This window comes from Pseudomonas sp. SIMBA_041 (assembly GCF_046535095.1).
In the GTDB taxonomy this organism is placed as follows: domain Bacteria; phylum Pseudomonadota; class Gammaproteobacteria; order Pseudomonadales; family Pseudomonadaceae; genus Aquipseudomonas; species Aquipseudomonas mucoides.
The window spans coordinates 56,895-74,717 of sequence record NZ_JAWRXJ010000012.1 but is presented as its reverse complement, the minus strand read 5'-3'; the positions used below and the strand labels follow the sequence as shown (position 1 = coordinate 74,717).

15 protein-coding genes and 1 pseudogene are annotated in these 17,823 nt (G+C 58.8%); 6 read left to right on the top strand and 10 right to left on the bottom strand.

What is annotated here, in order from left to right; all coding sequences use genetic code 11:
- Nucleotides 1–1,578 carry a sensor domain-containing diguanylate cyclase gene (locus SB725_RS25530; RefSeq protein WP_410922756.1) on the bottom strand — a complete coding sequence of 526 codons (1,578 nt, stop codon included), beginning with the start codon at nt 1,576–1,578 and terminating at the stop codon, nt 1–3.
- 114 nt (nt 1,579–1,692) lie between these two features.
- Nucleotides 1,693–2,220, bottom strand: coding sequence for a DUF3087 domain-containing protein (locus SB725_RS25525; protein WP_027923608.1), 528 nt, complete (start codon nt 2,218–2,220; stop codon nt 1,693–1,695).
- A 216-nt stretch (nt 2,221–2,436) separates the two neighbouring features.
- Here SB725_RS25525 and ppnN point away from each other — a divergent pair, with 216 nt between their 5' ends.
- A complete protein-coding gene (ppnN, locus tag SB725_RS25520) occupies nt 2,437–3,810 on the top strand; it encodes a nucleotide 5'-monophosphate nucleosidase PpnN (protein ID WP_027923607.1) in 1,374 nt (457 codons plus the stop codon).
- Between the two features lie 133 nt (nt 3,811–3,943).
- Here ppnN and SB725_RS25515 read toward each other — a convergent pair whose 3' ends face one another.
- Nucleotides 3,944–5,005: an alpha/beta fold hydrolase gene (locus SB725_RS25515; protein ID WP_059182782.1), complete on the bottom strand. Its 1,062-nt coding sequence runs from the start codon at nt 5,003–5,005 to the stop codon at nt 3,944–3,946.
- Nucleotides 5,006–5,263: 258 nt separating this feature from the next.
- Here SB725_RS25515 and SB725_RS25510 point away from each other — a divergent pair, with 258 nt between their 5' ends.
- Nucleotides 5,264–6,004, top strand: a complete 741-nt coding sequence (locus tag SB725_RS25510; protein WP_027923605.1) for a response regulator — start codon at nt 5,264–5,266, stop codon at nt 6,002–6,004.
- Nucleotides 6,005–6,165: 161 nt separating this feature from the next.
- Complete coding sequence (locus SB725_RS25505) at nt 6,166–6,468, top strand: phage infection protein (RefSeq protein WP_410922755.1); 303 nt, start codon at nt 6,166–6,168, stop codon at nt 6,466–6,468.
- Between the two features lie 37 nt (nt 6,469–6,505).
- Here the strand turns inward: SB725_RS25505 and SB725_RS25500 are convergent.
- Together SB725_RS25500 and SB725_RS25495 are read right to left on the bottom strand one after the other, a co-directional pair.
- Nucleotides 6,506–6,961: pseudogene (locus SB725_RS25500) on the bottom strand (metallophosphoesterase family protein); the annotation flags it as partial.
- 34 nt (nt 6,962–6,995) lie between these two features.
- Nucleotides 6,996–7,994 (bottom strand): bile acid:sodium symporter family protein, encoded by a 999-nt coding sequence (locus SB725_RS25495; protein WP_410922754.1) that lies wholly within the window; start codon nt 7,992–7,994, stop codon nt 6,996–6,998.
- 202 nt (nt 7,995–8,196) lie between these two features.
- On the opposite strand from SB725_RS25495, the gene SB725_RS25490 reads away from it, so the two are divergent.
- Entirely contained in the window at nt 8,197–9,216 is a 1,020-nt protein-coding gene (locus SB725_RS25490) for an AbrB family transcriptional regulator (protein ID WP_027923603.1), read from the top strand.
- Nucleotides 9,217–9,491: 275 nt separating this feature from the next.
- On the opposite strand, the gene SB725_RS25485 is transcribed toward SB725_RS25490, so the two are convergent.
- The 4 genes from SB725_RS25485 to SB725_RS25470 form a co-directional block, all read right to left on the bottom strand.
- On the bottom strand, nt 9,492–10,895 hold the full coding sequence (locus tag SB725_RS25485) for an MFS transporter (protein WP_027923602.1): 1,404 nt from the start codon (nt 10,893–10,895) through the stop codon (nt 9,492–9,494).
- A gap of 628 nt (nt 10,896–11,523) precedes the next feature.
- The gene (locus SB725_RS25480) at nt 11,524–12,912 is read right to left on the bottom strand and encodes an MBL fold metallo-hydrolase RNA specificity domain-containing protein (protein WP_228758760.1); all 1,389 of its coding nucleotides are present in this window, start codon (nt 12,910–12,912) and stop codon (nt 11,524–11,526) included.
- Nucleotides 12,913–12,926: 14 nt separating this feature from the next.
- Nucleotides 12,927–13,847, bottom strand: a complete 921-nt coding sequence (locus tag SB725_RS25475; RefSeq protein ID WP_194940391.1) for a universal stress protein — start codon at nt 13,845–13,847, stop codon at nt 12,927–12,929.
- Between the two features lie 80 nt (nt 13,848–13,927).
- Nucleotides 13,928–14,161: an Lpp/OprI family alanine-zipper lipoprotein gene (locus SB725_RS25470; RefSeq protein ID WP_027923599.1), complete on the bottom strand. Its 234-nt coding sequence runs from the start codon at nt 14,159–14,161 to the stop codon at nt 13,928–13,930.
- A gap of 371 nt (nt 14,162–14,532) precedes the next feature.
- Here SB725_RS25470 and ftsH point away from each other — a divergent pair, with 371 nt between their 5' ends.
- Both ftsH and SB725_RS25460 read left to right on the top strand, forming a co-directional pair.
- Nucleotides 14,533–16,371, top strand: coding sequence for an ATP-dependent zinc metalloprotease FtsH (ftsH, locus tag SB725_RS25465; RefSeq protein ID WP_027923598.1), 1,839 nt, complete (start codon nt 14,533–14,535; stop codon nt 16,369–16,371).
- A gap of 65 nt (nt 16,372–16,436) precedes the next feature.
- Nucleotides 16,437–16,862, top strand: coding sequence for a potassium channel family protein (locus tag SB725_RS25460; RefSeq protein WP_310267488.1), 426 nt, complete (start codon nt 16,437–16,439; stop codon nt 16,860–16,862).
- A gap of 65 nt (nt 16,863–16,927) precedes the next feature.
- Here the strand turns inward: SB725_RS25460 and SB725_RS25455 are convergent, their stop codons facing one another.
- Nucleotides 16,928–17,812: a universal stress protein gene (locus tag SB725_RS25455; protein WP_410922817.1), complete on the bottom strand. Its 885-nt coding sequence runs from the start codon at nt 17,810–17,812 to the stop codon at nt 16,928–16,930.
- Nucleotides 17,813–17,823: the final 11 nt, after the last annotated feature.

The window sequence follows — 17,823 nt, the reverse complement described above, 5'->3', positions numbered from 1 at the left end:
TCAATTGGCTATCACGCTCATGTTGCGCCCGCTGGACTTGGCCACATACAAGGCCTTGTCCGCTGCGGTGACCACATCGTCGGGCTGGTCCTGCGAGGCCGTGTTGTAGGCGCAAACGCCGATACTGACGGTCACCCTGCCCTCTGCGCTGTCCAGGTGCTCAATGTCCTCCAGCAGGACGGCGTGACGGATTTTTTCAGCCACCAGAAAAGCGCCGACATAGTCCGTGCCAGGCAGCACGACCGTGAACTCTTCGCCGCCATAACGGGCGGCTAGATCACCGGGGCGCTTGATGTTGTCCTTGATGATCGAGCTGATCCGGCGCAAACACTCATCACCGGCGACGTGACCGTAGCGGTCGTTGAAGCTCTTGAAGTGATCGACATCGATCATCAGCATCGCGAGGTGGGTCTGGGTGCGCCGGGCGCGGCCCATTTCCGCGAGGATAAACAGGTCAAACTGACGCCGGTTGGACAGCCCGGTCAACGCGTCCTCCAGGGCCAGCAGCTCAAGGCTGCGATTGACCTCGATGAGTTTTTCCTGGCCATCAAGCAACACGCGCTGAAAGTGATGTTGCTGCTTCATGAAGTGAATGAGGCGATAACCGAGCGCGCCCAGAAACAGCAGCAGCAACAATACGATCCCCGCGCTCAGCGCCGTCTCCTTGCGCCAACTGGCCAGCACCTCCTCCTTGTCCAGCGCGGTAAAGATGATCAGCGGATAACCGCTGACCCGCCAAAACCCGACCACCCGTTCCACACCGTCCACAAACGACTTGACAGTGGCCGTGCCGGAATCGCCTTTAGGCAACAGTTGGGTAAACAGCGGCCCCTTGGCCACGCTGCTGCCAATGTCAGCCGCTTTGAACGGCCGACGTACAACAATGCTGGCGTCATCGGCAATCAGGTTGATCACCCCGTTCTGGCCCATGTCGATGCTGTCGTACAGCTCAAGGAAATGACTGAGGTAGATCGTGGCCAGCGCCACCCCGGCAAATCGGCCATCCGGATAATTGATCCGGCGCGACACGGTCATGATCCATTCACCGCTCGAGCGACTTTTTATCGAACGACCGATATGTGGGCCACGGTCGGTATGGTCACGATGGAAGATGAAATATTCACGGTCGGAATTGTTGGCGTTGGGCACCTCTGCGCCATTGGAGTTAGCGATCCAGCGCCCTTGTTCGTCGTAGACAAACAAGCCATGCAGTTGTTTGAGCTCATCACGTTCAGCGCGGAGCAATCGTTGCAACCGGGGCAGTTGCTGCGGGCCGACGCCCTCGTTTTCGAGGCGGTCCACCAAGGCAAACAGCAGCGTATCGGCCTGTTTGATCGACGCCTGCGCCTGCGAGGCCAGGGTTTGCGCCAGGTTGGACATCGCCACTTCTTTGTCCTGCAGATGGTACTGGCGCGAGTTCCAGGCTTCCCAGAACACGATCACCGTCATCGACAGGCACACCGCCACGAGCAGCACTACCGCATAGCGGACCTTGAGCCTTGATTCGAGCTGGCCGGGCACCCAAGGCGTGGCCGGACGCGGGTTTGCAATCGGATCTTTGATGGACGGATTCCCCATGACAGTCCCTGATTTGTTATGACAGGGCGATTTTTCCTGTTCGCCCTTTAGATGTCGCATCAGAAACACGATAGGTGATTTGCCGGCCCCGTGACGAGTTTGTGTCGGGAAACCTTATCTCGACGCCTGCTTCACCGCCTCAAGCCAGGCTGGATCCAGACGGGTCTGGTCGGTGTCGATACCCAGTTCCTCCATTCGCGCCTTGTGCTGATCCATTTCGCGAACCAGCTGACTGTGGTCGCTGGAGTTGGCGTCCAGCTCGTGCATCTGGTGCAGGCCCAGGTGATAGAAACGCAGCAGTTTCATGGCCACTGGATCACCGGTCGCCACCGCTGCGGTGACCTGATGCATGATGTTGGTGATGCTCATCAGGCTGCGTTTGAGCTGCCAGCCGTAGACTGCCGCAGCCATCCATGGCTGGTTCCAGAACTTGCCGCGCATCAGCGCCACCATCAGCAACACCGCGATAAACACACCGCCGACGTTATACCGCAGGTTGTCGCCGCCGGGCTCACCGAACACCGCCACCGCCGCCGTGGACAGCACCATCGCCAGCGCGAGGAACATCAGGGCAATAATCACCGTACTGCGGCGCGTCTGTTGTCGATAGGTTTGAGCGTTCTGCGGCTGGATTTCGAACATCGCGACAGGTTTCCTTGGGAGCAGAGACAAAAAGAAAGCCAGGCATTATCGCCTCTGCGAGGGATTTAGCTATGCTGGGGCTCCTTTTCATCTTTTCATCGTCAAACGGGGGACATGGCGGTATAGCGCAGTTCGTGCCATCTTCATCCATGGATACACACTATTCGGATGCCCTTCGCGCGGTTCGGCGAGTGACATCGTTTTAAGGATCACTGAATGACCCAAAGACAAGTAATCAACGCCTCGGTCAGCCCTAAAGGCAGCCTGGAAACCCTTTCCCAACGCGAAGTCCAACAACTGAGCGAAGCCGGTTCCGGCAGCACCTACAACATCTTCCGCCAGTGCGCCCTGGCCATTCTCAACACCGGCGCCCATGTCGATAACGCCAAGACCATTCTCGAAGCCTACAAAGATTTTGAAATCCGCATCCACCAGCAAGATCGCGGCGTACGCCTGGAACTGCTGAACGCCCCGGCCGACGCCTTCGTCGACGGCGAAATGATCGCCAGCACCCGTGAAATGCTGTTCAGCGCCCTGCGTGACATCGTCTACACCGAAAACGAACTCGACAGCCAGCGCATCGACCTGAGCACCTCCCAGGGCATCAGCGACTACGTGTTCCACCTGCTGCGCAACGCCCGCACACTGCGTCCCGGCGTCGAACCGAAGATCGTGGTCTGCTGGGGCGGTCACTCGATCAACACCGAAGAATACAAATACACCAAGAAAGTCGGCCACGAACTGGGCCTGCGCAGCCTCGACATCTGCACCGGTTGCGGCCCCGGCGTGATGAAAGGCCCGATGAAAGGCGCGACCATCGCCCACGCCAAACAGCGTATCCACGGCGGTCGCTACCTCGGCTTGACTGAACCTGGAATCATCGCCGCCGAAGCGCCGAACCCGATCGTCAATGAGCTGGTGATCCTGCCGGACATCGAAAAACGCCTGGAAGCGTTCGTGCGCGTCGGCCACGGCATCATCATTTTCCCGGGGGGTGCGGGCACGGCCGAAGAATTCCTGTACCTGCTCGGCATCCTGATGCACCCGGACAACGACGGCCTGCCCTTCCCGGTCATCCTCACCGGGCCCAAGCATGCCGCACCGTATCTGGAGCAACTGGACGCGTTCGTCGGCGCCACGCTGGGCGACGCGGCGAAGAAACATTACGAGATCATCATCGACGATCCGGCGGAAGTCGCACGGCAGATGACTCAGGGACTCAAAGCGGTCAAACAGTTCCGCCGCGAGCGCAATGACGCGTTCCACTTCAACTGGCTGCTGAAGATCGACGAAGGCTTCCAGCGCCCGTTCGACCCGACCCATGAAAACATGGCCAACCTGGAGCTGAGCCTGGCCATGCCGGCCCACGAACTGGCGGCCAACCTGCGCCGTGCGTTCTCCGGCATTGTCGCCGGCAACGTCAAGGACAAGGGTATCCGCCTGATTGAGCAGCACGGGCCGTATCAGATCCGTGGCGATGCCCAGATCATGCGTCCGCTGGATCAATTGCTCAAAGCGTTCGTCGCCCAGCACCGGATGAAACTGCCGGGTGGCGCGGCGTATGTGCCGTGTTATCAGGTCGTGGCATAACCCACGATCCGACTAACACCCTTTACCCCTGTAGGAGCGAGCCTGCTCGCGATGAGGCCAGATCAGTCAGCATTGATGCTGAATGACACTCCGCCATCGCGAGCAGGCTCACTCCTACAGGGGGTTAGTGGGGTTACAGGTGATCAGCATCAATCACTGCTTTGGCAAACGCCTGCGGATCTTCCTGCGGCAGGTTGTGGCCGATGCCGCCATTGATCAGCCGGTACTCATACTTGCCGGTAAATCGCTTGGCGTAATCCTCGGCCGCCGGATGCGGCGCGCCGTTCGCGTCACCTTCCATCGTGATGGTCGGCACCGTAATTGATGGCGCCGTGGCCAACTTCTGTTCCAGCGCTTCGTATTGCGGCTCGCCCTGCACAATGCCCAACCGCCAGCGGTAATTGAAAACGGTGATCGCGACATGGTCCGGGTTGTTCAGCGCGGCAGCGCTGCGATCATAGGTCGCGTCGTCGAACACCCATTTTGGCGACGCCGTCTGCCAGATCAACTTGGCAAAGTCGTGACGGTTTTTTTCGTAGCCGGCCTGGCCACGATCGGTCGCGAAATAAAACTGGTACCACCACTGCAATTCAGCCTTGGGCGGCAACGGGTTCTTGCCTGCGGCCTGGTTGCCGATCAGGTAGCCGCTGACCGACACCAACGCCTTGACCCGCTCCGGCCACAGCGCCGAGACGATGTCCGCCGAACGCGCACCCCAGTCATAGCCGCCGAGTACCGCCTGTTTGATCTTCAGCGCATCCATGAAGTCAATCACGTCACTGGCCAGCGCCGCAGGTTGGCCGTTGCGCAGGGTCTTGTCCGACAGGAACTGCGTGTCGCCATAACCCCGGGCGTATGGAACCAGCACCCGGTACCCCTTGGCCGCCAGCAACGGCGCCACTTCGCTGTAGCTGTGGATGTCGTAGGGCCAACCGTGCAGGAGAATCACCACGGGACCGTCAGCAGGCCCCACCTCGGCGTAAGCCACATTCAACAAGCCAGCCTTGACGTGCTTCAGCGGCCCGAACGAGTCGTGCGACTCCACGTTCGCCACCACCGGCTCTGCAGTCGGGGTCGCGGCTTGCGCTGTGGCGGCACTGAGGACACCGAACTGCATCAGCGCAACAGCGAGCATCGTTGGTGCCAGGAAGCGGCGGCGTGATTCGGTTTTACGGCTCAACACATTCATCTTCATAGTGATTTCCCTACCCGTCATTTGTCGGTTGTTTTGCACGACTCAGTGGATGGATCAACCGCCCTGATTGCCGCACTCGCGGTGACGATAGTCGGTGGCGGTGAGGCAAGTCGTCTTGTCTCGATGGAAGCCATTTAATCGCCCGCAGGTATCTGCCATGTGTCGTCAACACCGCGTTATTAAGGCGTAAGGTGTCAAACAGCGCCTGCGATACAGTGCGATACAATTCTCCGAATCGAATAAAAAGAGGGTTGAGCAATGGAGCATGTGAACCACATCCTGATCGTCGATGACGATCGCGAGATCCGCGAGCTGGTGGGCAATTACCTGAAGAAGAACGGCCTGCGGACCACGGTGGTTGCGGATGGCCGGCAGATGCGCCATTTTCTGGAAACCAATCAGGTCGACCTGATCGTGCTGGACCTGATGATGCCCGGCGATGACGGCCTGGTGCTGTGCCGTGAATTGCGCGCCGGCAAGCACAAAGCCACGCCGATCCTGATGCTCACCGCTCGTAATGACGAAACCGATCGCATCCTCGGCCTGGAAATGGGCGCAGACGATTACCTGACCAAACCCTTCGCCGCCCGCGAATTGCTCGCGCGGATCAACGCGGTATTGCGCCGTACACGGATGCTGCCACCGAACCTGCTGATCACCGAAACCGGTCGCCTGCTCGGTTTCGGCCGCTGGCGTCTCGACACCACGGCTCGCCACTTACTGGATGAAAACGACACCATGGTCGCCCTCAGTGGCGCGGAATACCGGTTGCTGCGCGTGTTTCTCGATCACCCGCAACGGGTGCTCAGCCGCGACCAGTTGCTCAACCTGACCCAAGGCCGTGATGCCGACCTGTTCGATCGCTCCATCGATTTGCTGGTGAGCCGCTTGCGCCAACGCTTGCTTGATGACTCGCGCGAACCGACCTATATAAAGACCGTGCGCAGCGAAGGCTACGTGTTCTCCTACCCGGTGGAGTTGCTCGGCGCCGAATCCTGATGGGGTTTTGTATCCGTCTGTATAAGAACCCGCGACAGATACGCAAACCCCGATTTCGACGGGTTACAGCACACATCACCGATACACCCGAGCGTTTAACTGTGATCACCGGATAGCAGCCGCTACCGCCCCACTCACACTAAACGCACGGAGTATCACCCATGTTCAACTTCTCGAGAGTCTCGTCCCTGGCACTTGGTCTGGCACTGGTCGGTGGTCTCGGTCTGTCTAACCTGGCATCGGCGAACACCGCCCATGCCGTGTCCCACAGTCAGCATCAGCAACGGTTGGTGGAAGGTGGTTCGGATCGATTGATCGAAAATCGTGTCGTTGAAGGCGGCGCGGATCGGCTGCAAGAACTGCGTGAACGCGTGGCGCTGATCAGTCCGAGCAACGCCGTTCGCGCTGGTGTGGTGGTGGCGGAGAACCGCCCTGAGTTCGGTTCGAAATATCAGCGGTATTGAGCCACAACAGAGATCCCCTGCAGTTTGATTGAGTGGTGTCCAGTAACGAGACCAGCCGCGGTTCCATCGAGCTCTCCAGCACCTCAATCAACGCCAGCGTCACCGGCAGCTTGAAGCGCCGCCGCCCCGCGCTGCCGGGGTTGAGGAATAGCGTATCGTCGCGCCATTCGATGCGCGGTTGGTGCGAATGGCCAGTGATCACCAGTTTGATGTCAGCATCGAGCAACGCCGGAACATCGGCGATGTCATGCACCAGCAACGTGCCCCATCCGTTCAGTTCAAAGCGCAGCAGATCCTCGAGATCTGCCGCCCAAGGCTCGGTCAGGTCATTGTTCCCGCGCACCACCTGCAGCGGAGCAATGGATGCCAGTTGATCGAGAATATCGCGGCTGCCGATGTCACCCGCGTGGATGATCCGCTCACAGCCCTCCAGCGCCGCCACCGCTTCGGCGCGGAGCAAGCCATGGGTATCGGAGATCACGCCAACCTTCATGCACAACTCCAGACGACGCTTGGAACTCAGGCGTTCAAGGATCTACTTGTGCCATCAGTTCGGCAACCGATTCCTGGCGTTTGGCGTAGCGCTGGGCCAGCACCGCACAGACCATCAACTGAATCTGATGGAACAGCATCAACGGCAGGATCAACACGCCGATGGTGCTGCCGGCGAACAGCACTTGGGCCATCGGCACGCCAGTGGCCAGGCTTTTCTTCGAGCCGCAGAAGAGGATGGTGATGCGGTCTTCCACATTGAAACCAAAGGCTTTGCCCAGCACCGTCGAGGCCACCAACACCAGCCCCAGCAACACGCAGCACGCCACCACCAGCCCGGCCAGTTCCCACAGTGGGATTTGCTGCCAGATGCCCTCGTTCACCGCTTCACTGAACGCGCCGAAGACCACCAACAGAATCGATCCCTGATCGACAAACTTCAGCCAACCCTTGTTGCGCCCGATCCAAGCACCGATCCAGCGCCGCGCAATCTGCCCGGCAATGAATGGCAGCAGCAGTTGCACGCTGATCTTCACAATCGCATCGAGCGTCGAGCCGCCGTCGCCATGCACATTCAGCAGCAGCGTCACCAACAATGGCGTGATAAAGATCCCGAACAGACTGGACGCCGCCGCACTGCAAATTGCCGCCGGAATATTCCCCCGCGCCAGGGAGGTAAACGCAATGGCCGACTGCACCGTGGCCGGCAGCGCGCAGAGGTAGAGCATGCCCATGTACAGGTCGTCACCGATCAGGGGCGACAGCACCGGTTTGAGCGCCAGGCCGAGCAGCGGAAACAGCACAAAGGTCAGGCTGAACACCAGCAAATGCAGGCGCCAGTGGCCGGCGCCGGCGATGATCGACTCGCGTGACAGTTTGGCGCCATGCAGGAAAAACAGCAGCGCGATGGCGATGTTGGTCAGCCAGCCAAAGCCCACCGCGACCTGACCGCTGGCGGGCAAAAAACTGGCGAGCAGCACGACGCCGATCAGGGTCAGGGTGAAGTTGTCGGGTAGGAAGCGAGGGCGCGTCATCGAGGGCATCCGGGTTTGCCAGGAACGTGATCTCGACTCTAACGCTTCTGCGGATTACCGACTAACGCTAGTAAGCCAGGAGATGTCGCCTAACGGACATGCCTGACGAGTCAACCTGCGTTCTTGACGCCTGGTGCCATTCAGTGGGAAAACATGCCGGGCCCGAATGGAAGTGTCGGTCATTCACGATCAAGGAAGACTCATGAAAACCCTGTTCTGTTTACTGATCGCCACCGGCGTCGGCGGTGCCTTGCAATACGCGGGCATTCCCCATGGCCTGTTGCTGGGGTCGATTCTGGCAACGGCATTGATCGCCAGTCGTCTGCACTTCTCCCCTACCCTGCGTTTCGGCCTCGGCTACGTGCAGATCGTACTGGGGATCGCGACCGGCCTGATGTTTACCGCGTGGGACAGCCACACCGTCGCGGCCATGCTCCCCAGCCTCGGTTTGATGCTGTTTTGCCTGATGGTGCAAAGCTCGGTGGCCGGCCTGGCGCTGCTGAAAATCGCCGGATGGAACCGCAAGGATTCGCTGCTGGCGGTCTACCCCGGCGCACTTGCTGCGATATTCGACTTGCTCGAATCCGAACGCGCGTCCAGCAAAGTGATTGTCGTGCATCTGGTGCGACTGCTCGCCATCACCCTTCTCGTCAGCTTCTGCATTCCCGGACAGACCCACCTGGCGATGGCCGACAGCAACCTGCAAGACATGAGCATGGCACTGCCCCTGCTGTCGCTGATCGCCTTGTGCCTGTTGCTCGGTCGCTTGCTGCTGAACATCGGCGTGCCGGCACCGTTCATGCTCACGGCCATCGTGCTCACTGGCGTCTACCTCAAGTCCGGTTACTTGCAGGGCTTTCACATGCCGTCATGGAGTGTCGACTTCGCGACCGTGCTGCTCGGCGCGCTGATTGGTTCGAAATTCAAGGACATCTCTTTCGGCGAACTCCTGCATCACGGCCGTACCGCCGTGATGTCGGTCGGCCTGATGCTGCTGATCGCCGCCGCATTTGCTGGCGTCGCCGGGCAGTTTTTGGGCAGCAATCCCTTGTCGCTATGGCTGGCGTACATGCCGGGCGCCATCGAGACCATCGCCCTCGTCGCCTTCAGCGGCGGGCTGAATGTCGTGTTCATCCTCACCCATCACCTGGTGCGCATGGTGGTGCTGCACTTTGCGCCGGCACTGGTGGTGCAGGCGCGGCGCTGGCGGGAGGATGTTTGACCGGCAGTCGCATATCAGAGCAAAGGATTAAGTCGGAGAGATGGTGGCCAGTGCGCCAATCAGAATGGTCAACACCAGAAAACCACCGAGGAAAATTGCCATCTTGCCCATTGGAGCCTCCAACATTGTGAATTCGCGGTAGGCCGTCATTGTGAGCCTGCAACTGAGTGCATTACAGAGGCAGATGGACCAGGAAAATACGGATCAGATGCCCGAAACGAAAAAGCCCCGCCCCACTGATGTGGGACGGGGCTTTTACTGCATGGACCGCCGTTTTACAGGTCAGTGATTTCCTTGTGGCGTGGCACCAGCGCCTTCATCACGCTCCAGGCCACCAGATAGGCCAGCGAGCAGATCGCGAACATGATCATGTAGCCGGTGTGAATGTCGTTGATCGATTTGTAGTAGTCGAACACGTAACCACCGATCTTCGTCATCACCACACCGCCCAGACCACCCGCCATGCCGCCAATACCGACCACCGACGCAATGGTTTTTTGCGGGAACATGTCAGACACGGTCGTGAAGATATTGCACGACCACGCCTGATGCGCCGACGCGCCTACACCAATCAACAACACCGGCACCCAGAAACTGATGTAACCCAATGGCTGCGCCAACAACACCACCAACGGGAACAACGCGATCACCAGCATGGCTTTCATACGACCGTCATACGGCTTGTCGCCGCGCGCCATGAAGTAGCTCGGGAACCAGCCGCCGCCGATGCTGCCGATCATCGTCATGCTGTACAACACGGCGAGCGGTGCAACGATGGCCGCGCCCTTCATCTCGTATTGCGCCGACAGATAGGTTGGCAGCCAGAACAGGAAGAACCACCACACGCCGTCCGTCATGAACTTGCCGAAGGCAAACGCCCAGGTCTGGCGGTAGGTCAGCAGTTTGAACCACGATACTTTTTTGGCAGCGACACCCGACACTTGCGGGGTGACCACTTGCACCGGTTCATCGGCACGAATGTAGGCCAGTTCCTCGGCCGACAGACGTTTTTGCTGCTCCGGTTTCTCGTAGAGTGCGATCCAGACAGCGACCCAGACGAAGCCCAACAGGCCAATCACGATGAACGCTGCTTCCCAGCCCCAAATGCCGGCAATCAATGGCACGCAGATCGGCGCCAGGATCGCGCCGACGTTGGCGCCGGAGTTGAAGATGCCGGTGGCGAACGAGCGTTCCTTCTTCGGGAAGTATTCCGCAGTGGCCTTGATCGCAATCGGGAAGTTACCCGCCTCACCAATCGCCAGAACCGCCCGCGACAACATGAAACCGGCAATGGACACCGGAATGACAGCCAGCCCGAGCGCACTGCTCAGGAAGCCGATGCCCTCACCCATTGGCACTGCAAAGGCGTGCATCACCGCACCGGTGGACCAGATGCCAATCGCTAACATGTACGCTTTCTTGGTGCCGATCTTGTCGACGAAGCGGCCGGCGAACAACATGGAAATCGCATACACAAACTGGAAAACCGAGGCGATGTTGGCGTAGTCGGTGTTACTCCAGCCAAATTGCGTCGACAGCTGCGGCGCTAAAAGACTGAGTACCTGGCGGTCCAGATAGTTGACGGTCGTGGCAAAAAACAACAGTGCACAGATCGTCCAGCGGTATTTGCCGACCGCCTGGCCGACGCGTTGCGCATTGATGGGCTCGTTCAGATTCATGGCATCACTTTATTATTGGATTATGGTGATGATCTCTCGGTTTCAAGCGAGATCAATTGTGTCGTAGAGCATCGCCAAAACGCGAGGAATCCGCGCCAAGGCTGGTCAGGTTCAGCCGTGTCTTGCGATTAGCCGTTTTGCGCTATCGGTTAACTCACGCGTAGCGCGATCTCAATGGCGCAAGCCGGGCATGCAGTGATGCGAGGAAGCGTTTGGCGGGACAGTCGCCTGTGACGGGCGAGATGGCGCAGACGGGTAAAGCGTCAGGAACGAACCGGAAGCAGCGGCATTCAGCGAGGTGAGGACGCAGGTTGAATTCATGATGGGCCGACACTCTTTCTTATTTTTAGGATGAACAGATCGCTAATCGTCTGTCGTCGTACAACTGTGCCTTTTATATCGAGTCCCATACGACGCTGTCAATCTGAAAAATTGCCGTTGGTCTAGAGAATCACCCCCGTTTAAAAGCCAAATCATCGCTGAACGCTCTGGCGATGGGCTTCACGGCTTGTTGTTCGTCGGGCGATATTAGTGACACGCGGGGACTGAAGTCATCCGTCGATGTTGTACGACGACGCATGTATTCAGGACAATGCGCCTCGCCGGGACATCGGCGAGGCGTTTTAAGTCAGAGAGGCAGGCTTGATGGCTGATCGTCAAGGGTCAGTTCGACACTGTCGCGGTACTCGGGCACGGACACTGACCACCCCAGTTCCAGACTGATGCGTCGGCGCAATACATCCGCGGCGTTGGGCTCGCCATGTACCACATAAGTATGCTTCGGCGGTCGTTTGAACCCGCGCAACCACTGGATGATTTCATCAGCGTCGGCGTGCGCGGACAACGTTTCCATGGGCACCACCTCCGCCCGGATGGGCACGTCTTTACCGTGGATGCGCACCGACGGCGCACCGGCGACGATCTGCGCACCGCGAGTGCCTCCTGCCTGGAAGCCTGGGACCAACAGAGTATTCAGCGGATTCGGCGCCAATGCTTTGAGGTGGTGCAGCACCCGCCCTCCTGTCGCCATGCCGCTGGCGGCGATAATCACCGCCGGGGTGCGCTGCTGATCCAAATTAATAGAGTCACGAGTCGACCGCACAAAGTGTGTGCCCAGGCACATGCCTTCGCAGTCCTCCAGCGACAGCCGATGCTCACTGCGAAAGCGCTGGTACAAGCGCGTGACATCTGTCGCCATAGGGCTGTTGAGGTAGATCGGCAGGTCTGGAATGGCATGCGTCTGTTTCAGCCGATACAAGTAATACATCAGCAATTGAGCACGCCCGACAGCAAACGATGGCACCAGCGTGATGCCATAACGCATGGCCGTGCGATTGATGACCTCGGCCAGTTTTTTCTCCGGAGGCTCGTCAGGGTGCAGACGGTCACCGTAGGTTGACTCAATGAGCAAGAAATCAGCTTGTTCGATGGTTTCCGGCGCGAACATCAGCGGGTCGTTCGGCCGCCCCAAATCCCCGGAAAACACCAGCGTTACGCCATCGGCCACCACTTCGACGGTGGCGGCGCCCAGTATGTGCCCGGCGCCGCGCAACTTAATGCTCATGCCGGGCACAATGTTCACCGGGTGATGCAACTCCAGGGGTCGCAACAGCTTCAGCGCCCGTTCAGCGTCTTGTTCGGTGTAAAGTGGTAGCGCCGGTGCGTGTTTGGAGTAGCCATGCCGATTGGCAAACTCGGCTTCCTCTTCCTGTAAGCGACCACTGTCTCGCAGCAGGATTTTCACCAGCTCACAAGTCGCCGCCGTGGCATAAACCGGCCCGCGATAACCGTTGCGCACCAGCACCGGCAAGTAGCCGCTGTGATCAAGATGAGCATGAGTCAGCACAATGGCGTCGAGATCGCGGACCGGCAGCTGAAAAGGGTCCCAGTTATGCAATCGCAGTTGCTTGTAGCCCTGAAACAGGCCGCAATCGATCAGCACATGCTGGTCCCTGTGTTCCAACAGGTATTTGCTGCCTGTGACCGTGCCTGCCGCACCGAGAAATGTCATTCGCATGGCCGTCTCCTTGATCATCCTTGGGGGCGCGATGGCTTGACGATCATCAAGCTGCACGGCGCCTTGTTCAGCACACTCTCGACGGTACCGCCGATGAACCGGTCGATCCCGTGATGATAGGCGGTACCCAGCACCACCAAGTCAAAAGCCTGTTGTCGAGCAAACTTCACGATCACCTTGTGAGGGATGCCCTTCAGCAGATGTCGGCGTTTCTTGTCGATGCAATAACGTTCGGCAAGCGCATCAAAGGCCTCTTGCTGAGCATCATTGATCGCATCGCTGAAACTGTTATCCAGGCTCAGTGTCGGCACGCTTCTCTCGGTATCCCCCACCACCGACCAGTTGCTGACGTTGAGTACGTGCAAGTCGGCGCCACAGGAGGCCGCCACTGTCGAGGCCAGATCGAGAATCCGGTCATTAAGCCCGTGGCTCAGCTCTTCGAGATGGGACAAATCGACTGCCGCAAGAATGCTCATCGGCTTGGAATTTTTTGCGTCGCTGACCAGATGCAAGGTCGCCGGACAGTCGCGCAGCAACAGCCAGTCAAGGGGCCGGTGGAACGCGCGGTCGAGTACCGGCACATGCGTGGCGTCCTTGATGACCAGGTCCGCATGGAAGTCATTGACGTATTCCACTATGTGCGCAGGGGTGGACCTGGACCAGACGACTTCGGTGGTGACCTGCATACCGATGTATTGATGAAACCGGGCTTGTTGCTCCAGCCAGTGTCGGTGCACCTGCAGGTAGCCCTCCCGCGCCTGAGCCATTGCATCGTGATCAAACAACCCGGCCACCGCCAGCACCTGCACATAATCGAATGCGACGATGTGCAACAGCGCCCCCGTGGCACAGGCCAGCGCATGCGCGCGGTCAAACGCCGGGGTGCGGATCATTTCGCAAGGGGCAATCAACAGGATACGTTTAAGTTTGAGCATCATAGACCTCGTCCCGCGAGCGCTTTTACCTGACTGACGGCCAGCCCGCCGTCCAGCCTGAGGCTTCCTGCCATGGCTGATTATTTAAGTTTCGCTTTATCGGTTATTCGATTGGCGCGCTGGTTGGCCTCATCGGCAGCCCGTTGTGCTTGCTCCGCTTTGTTGTACGCCTCATCGGCCCGCAGCCGAGCGGTCGCGGCGTTGTTTTCAGCGGCCTCCAATCGCGCGTCAATTTCCTGAGCGTGCCGATGACTGCAACCGGCGGTCGTTGCCAACAAGATACTCAGTAGTACAAAGGACAAGCGCTTGCTCATGACTTTTCCCCTCGGTTTATCGCAGCGGTGTACTTCACCTGGATTGCCAAAGTATCGGACGCCAGCGCTTGCGCACTCTGATTTTTGTCAACTTATAGCTCGCTGACAGTGAGTGAGTGGCTCACTGAAGCCTTGTTGATTTAACTCAATGTTTTTATGCCGCCGGGGCGTAGAAAAAGTGAACCGGGTCCAGACGGCTTAAAGGCCGCACCTGAAACAGAGGGCGCTGTCATGAGCAACTTGAGTTGGCGTAAAACCATCCTGGAAGCACTTGAGTTCAAGCCTGAAATCAACGCCGCCAATAGGGAAGTTGCCCTCCGGGCGACTCAAGGCGGGCTGCCCTGCCCCTGTCTTCTTGCTGAGTGAACGTCATGAAAAAAACACACCAGTGGAACCTCTCCTACTTCCTGATCGCGTTTGTCGTGTTCACCCTCACTCAGTTACTGTTTGTCGATCGTCACGTTGTGCAGAACATTCCCTACAGCCAGTTCCTGCAATTGCTGAAGGAGCAAAAGGTCAGCGACTTAAAGGTCGAAGCAGGTCAGATCAGCGGCAAACTGCAAGAGCCTATCGAAGGGCACACCCTGTTCTCGACGGAACGGGTCGATCCGGCGCTGGCGGCGGAGCTTGCCCATTCGGGTGCCAGCTTTGCCGGAGTCAACGAAAATACCTTTCTGAGCGGCCTGCTGGGCTGGCTGCTGCCGTTCGCCCTCATCATGGTGGTCTGGCATTTCCTGTTTCGCTCAATGGCGGAAAAACAAGGAATGGGAGGGTTGATGAGCATCGGAAAGTCTCGGGCCAAGGTGTTCGTCCAGCGCGATACCGGAGTGACCTTCGCCGATGTGGCGGGTATCGATGAAGCCAAGACCGAACTGGTGGAAATCGTTTCTTTTCTCAAGGACAAGGCCAAATACGCACGCTTGGGGGCGCACATCCCCAAAGGCACCCTGTTGGTCGGTCCGCCGGGAACCGGCAAGACCCTGGTCGCCAAAGCGATCGCCGGGGAAGCCGGTGTGCCGTTTTTCTCGATCTCGGGGTCGGAGTTCGTCGAAATGTTCGTCGGGGTGGGAGCCGCACGGGTGCACGACCTGTTTGAACAAGCGCGGGAGGCGGCGCCCTGCATCATCTTCATCGACGAACTGGATGCGCTGGGCAAAATGCGGGGCGTTGGTGCATTTGGCGGCAATGACGAAAAAGAGCAAACCCTCAACCAATTACTCGCGGAACTGGACGGATTCGATCCTCGTGAGGGCGTTGTATTGCTGGCCGCGACCAATCGGCCAGAGATCCTCGACCCGGCGCTGCTGCGAGCCGGCCGGATCGACCGTCAGGTGCTGATTGATCGCCCGGACCGAAAAGGCCGGCAAGCGATCCTCAAGGTCCACCTGCAAAAGATCACCACAGAGCCGGGCCTGGATGGCGAGCGTATTGCCGACATCACCACGGGCTTCACGGGCGCGGACCTGGCCAACCTGGTCAACGAAGCGGCCATCGTCGCCACTCGCCGCGGCGCGGAGTCGGTCAACCTGGACGATTTCACTGCCGCGGTGGAACGTATCATCGCGGGGGTTGAACGCAAGAGCAGCCTGCTACGCCCCGAGGAGCGCCAGGTGGTGGCGTATCACGAGATGGGGCATGCCCTGGCTGCCAGTAGCCTGCCGGCCATGGACCCCGTTCACAAAGTATCAATCGTGCCTCGCGCCATCGGTTCCCTGGGCTATACGTTGCAACGACCGACCGAAGATCACTTCCTCATCAGCTGCCAGATGCTCAAGGACCGGATTGTCGTCCTGATGGCCGGACGCGCCGCCGAATACCTTGCTTATGGCCAGATTTCTACCGGGGCGGCCGATGACCTGGCCCGTGCCACTGATATCGCCCGGCAATTGATCACCCGGTTTGGCATGAGCGACGAACTTGGGCAGTCGGTGCTGGAGCGGCAAAGCGCGACGTATCTGGGCGAACATATGGGCGGCGGCGAGCGAGACTATTCAGAACAGACCGCCAGGGAAGTTGACCTGGGTATTCGTGCCCTGCTCGATGAAGCTTATGGACGGGCGAAAGCCTTACTCCACAGTCGGCGGGCTGATCTGGATGCCGGTGCACGCCTGCTGCTGGAAAAAGAAACCCTGACGCCGCAAGAATATCCACCACTGATGCCGATCAAACCCGCCCAGGCCCCGACACAACCGAACGTGGCACCTGCCTGAGGAACGCCCTTGTCGCCCCCCTTTGGCGCAGTCCTTCACACCTACGCTGCCACCGGAGGTTTGCCATGCTGGCCGTTACCTTGATCAATACACTGGTGGTCATCGTTGTCGTGGTGATTCATTACGAATGCCTGCTACGCCTGAACGATTGGCTGCCCCGGCTCAAGCTTTGGAGCCGTTTCAGGATTGTTGTCGGGGTGTTCGGCGCGCTGCTGGCCCATGCGCTGGAAGTCTGGTGCTTCGCGCTGGTCTATTACCTGATGGTGCGTTCCGGCGAATGGGGCAGCCTGACAGGCAACTTTGATGGTTCTCTGCTGGACTGCGTCTATTTTTCCTTCACGACCTATACGACGATCGGGTTCGGCGATATTTCGCCCGTGGGCAATCTCAAATACCTGACCGGCCTGCAAGCCTTGACCGGCCTGGTACTCATCACCTGGACGGCCTCGTTTCTGTTTCTTGAAATGCAGAAATACTGGAAGCGCAAATAGCAAACGCCGACCTCGCGCTCTCTGTCACGCCCACCTGTCAGTCGGGTCTGACCGCCCCGCCCTCTTCAGACCGCCAAGACGCTGCAAGGCACCTGATACAAAATATGCTCGGTTGTGCTGCCCAGAAGCTTATCCATTCCATGGGACTGGACTTTGCCCATCACAATCACATCCACTTGATGATCGTAGGCAAACTCGCTCAATGCTTTGACGGGGTTTCCCAAAATGAAATGTCGACGATCAGAGGCCACCCCATACCGACCGGCCAACTTGAGGAATGACTTCTCCAGGTCACTGCGCAGCGCTTTGGTCAGGTCAGCCAGCGTCAGGCCATCCATGTCTGCCAGGAAGGCGGCGGAAATATCGCAGGCGTACAGCAAATGCAACTCGGCATCACACTGTATGGCGAGGCCGCTGGCTTGCTGGATGATCCGGTCATTGAGCTCGTCGTCGGGAGACTCGGTTTCCGACACTTCGACCGCCGCCACAACCCTGCGTGGCAAGACAAAGCCGCTCCCGCCCACCAGATAAACCGGTACCGGGCAGTGACGCAGCAGATGCCAGTCCAGAGGCGTGAAAAAAGCACGCTTGAGCACCGATTCATGCAGAACCTCCTTGATCAGCAGGTCGGGCTGCATGTCCGAGACGTGATCGAGAATGTCTTGCGGCAAGTCATCCGCCCATGCCACCTCGGTGGTCACATTGATCCCCCGGTCACGCAGGTTTCTTGCCTGCTCCTTCAGCCAGTCTTGATGGTCCTGCAGATACCGCTCCCGAGCCATTTTCCGGTCGCCTTCCTCGAGCAGTGACAACATTTTCCACGGAGCAATCAAGGCGGCAATATGCAAATTCGCATGGCTGGCCTTGGCCAGTGCTGCGGCATGATGGATTGCCTGGGAATGGCGCAGGGCGGGGTTGATGATCAGTAACAACCGTTGATACTGGCTCATGATCTGCCTCC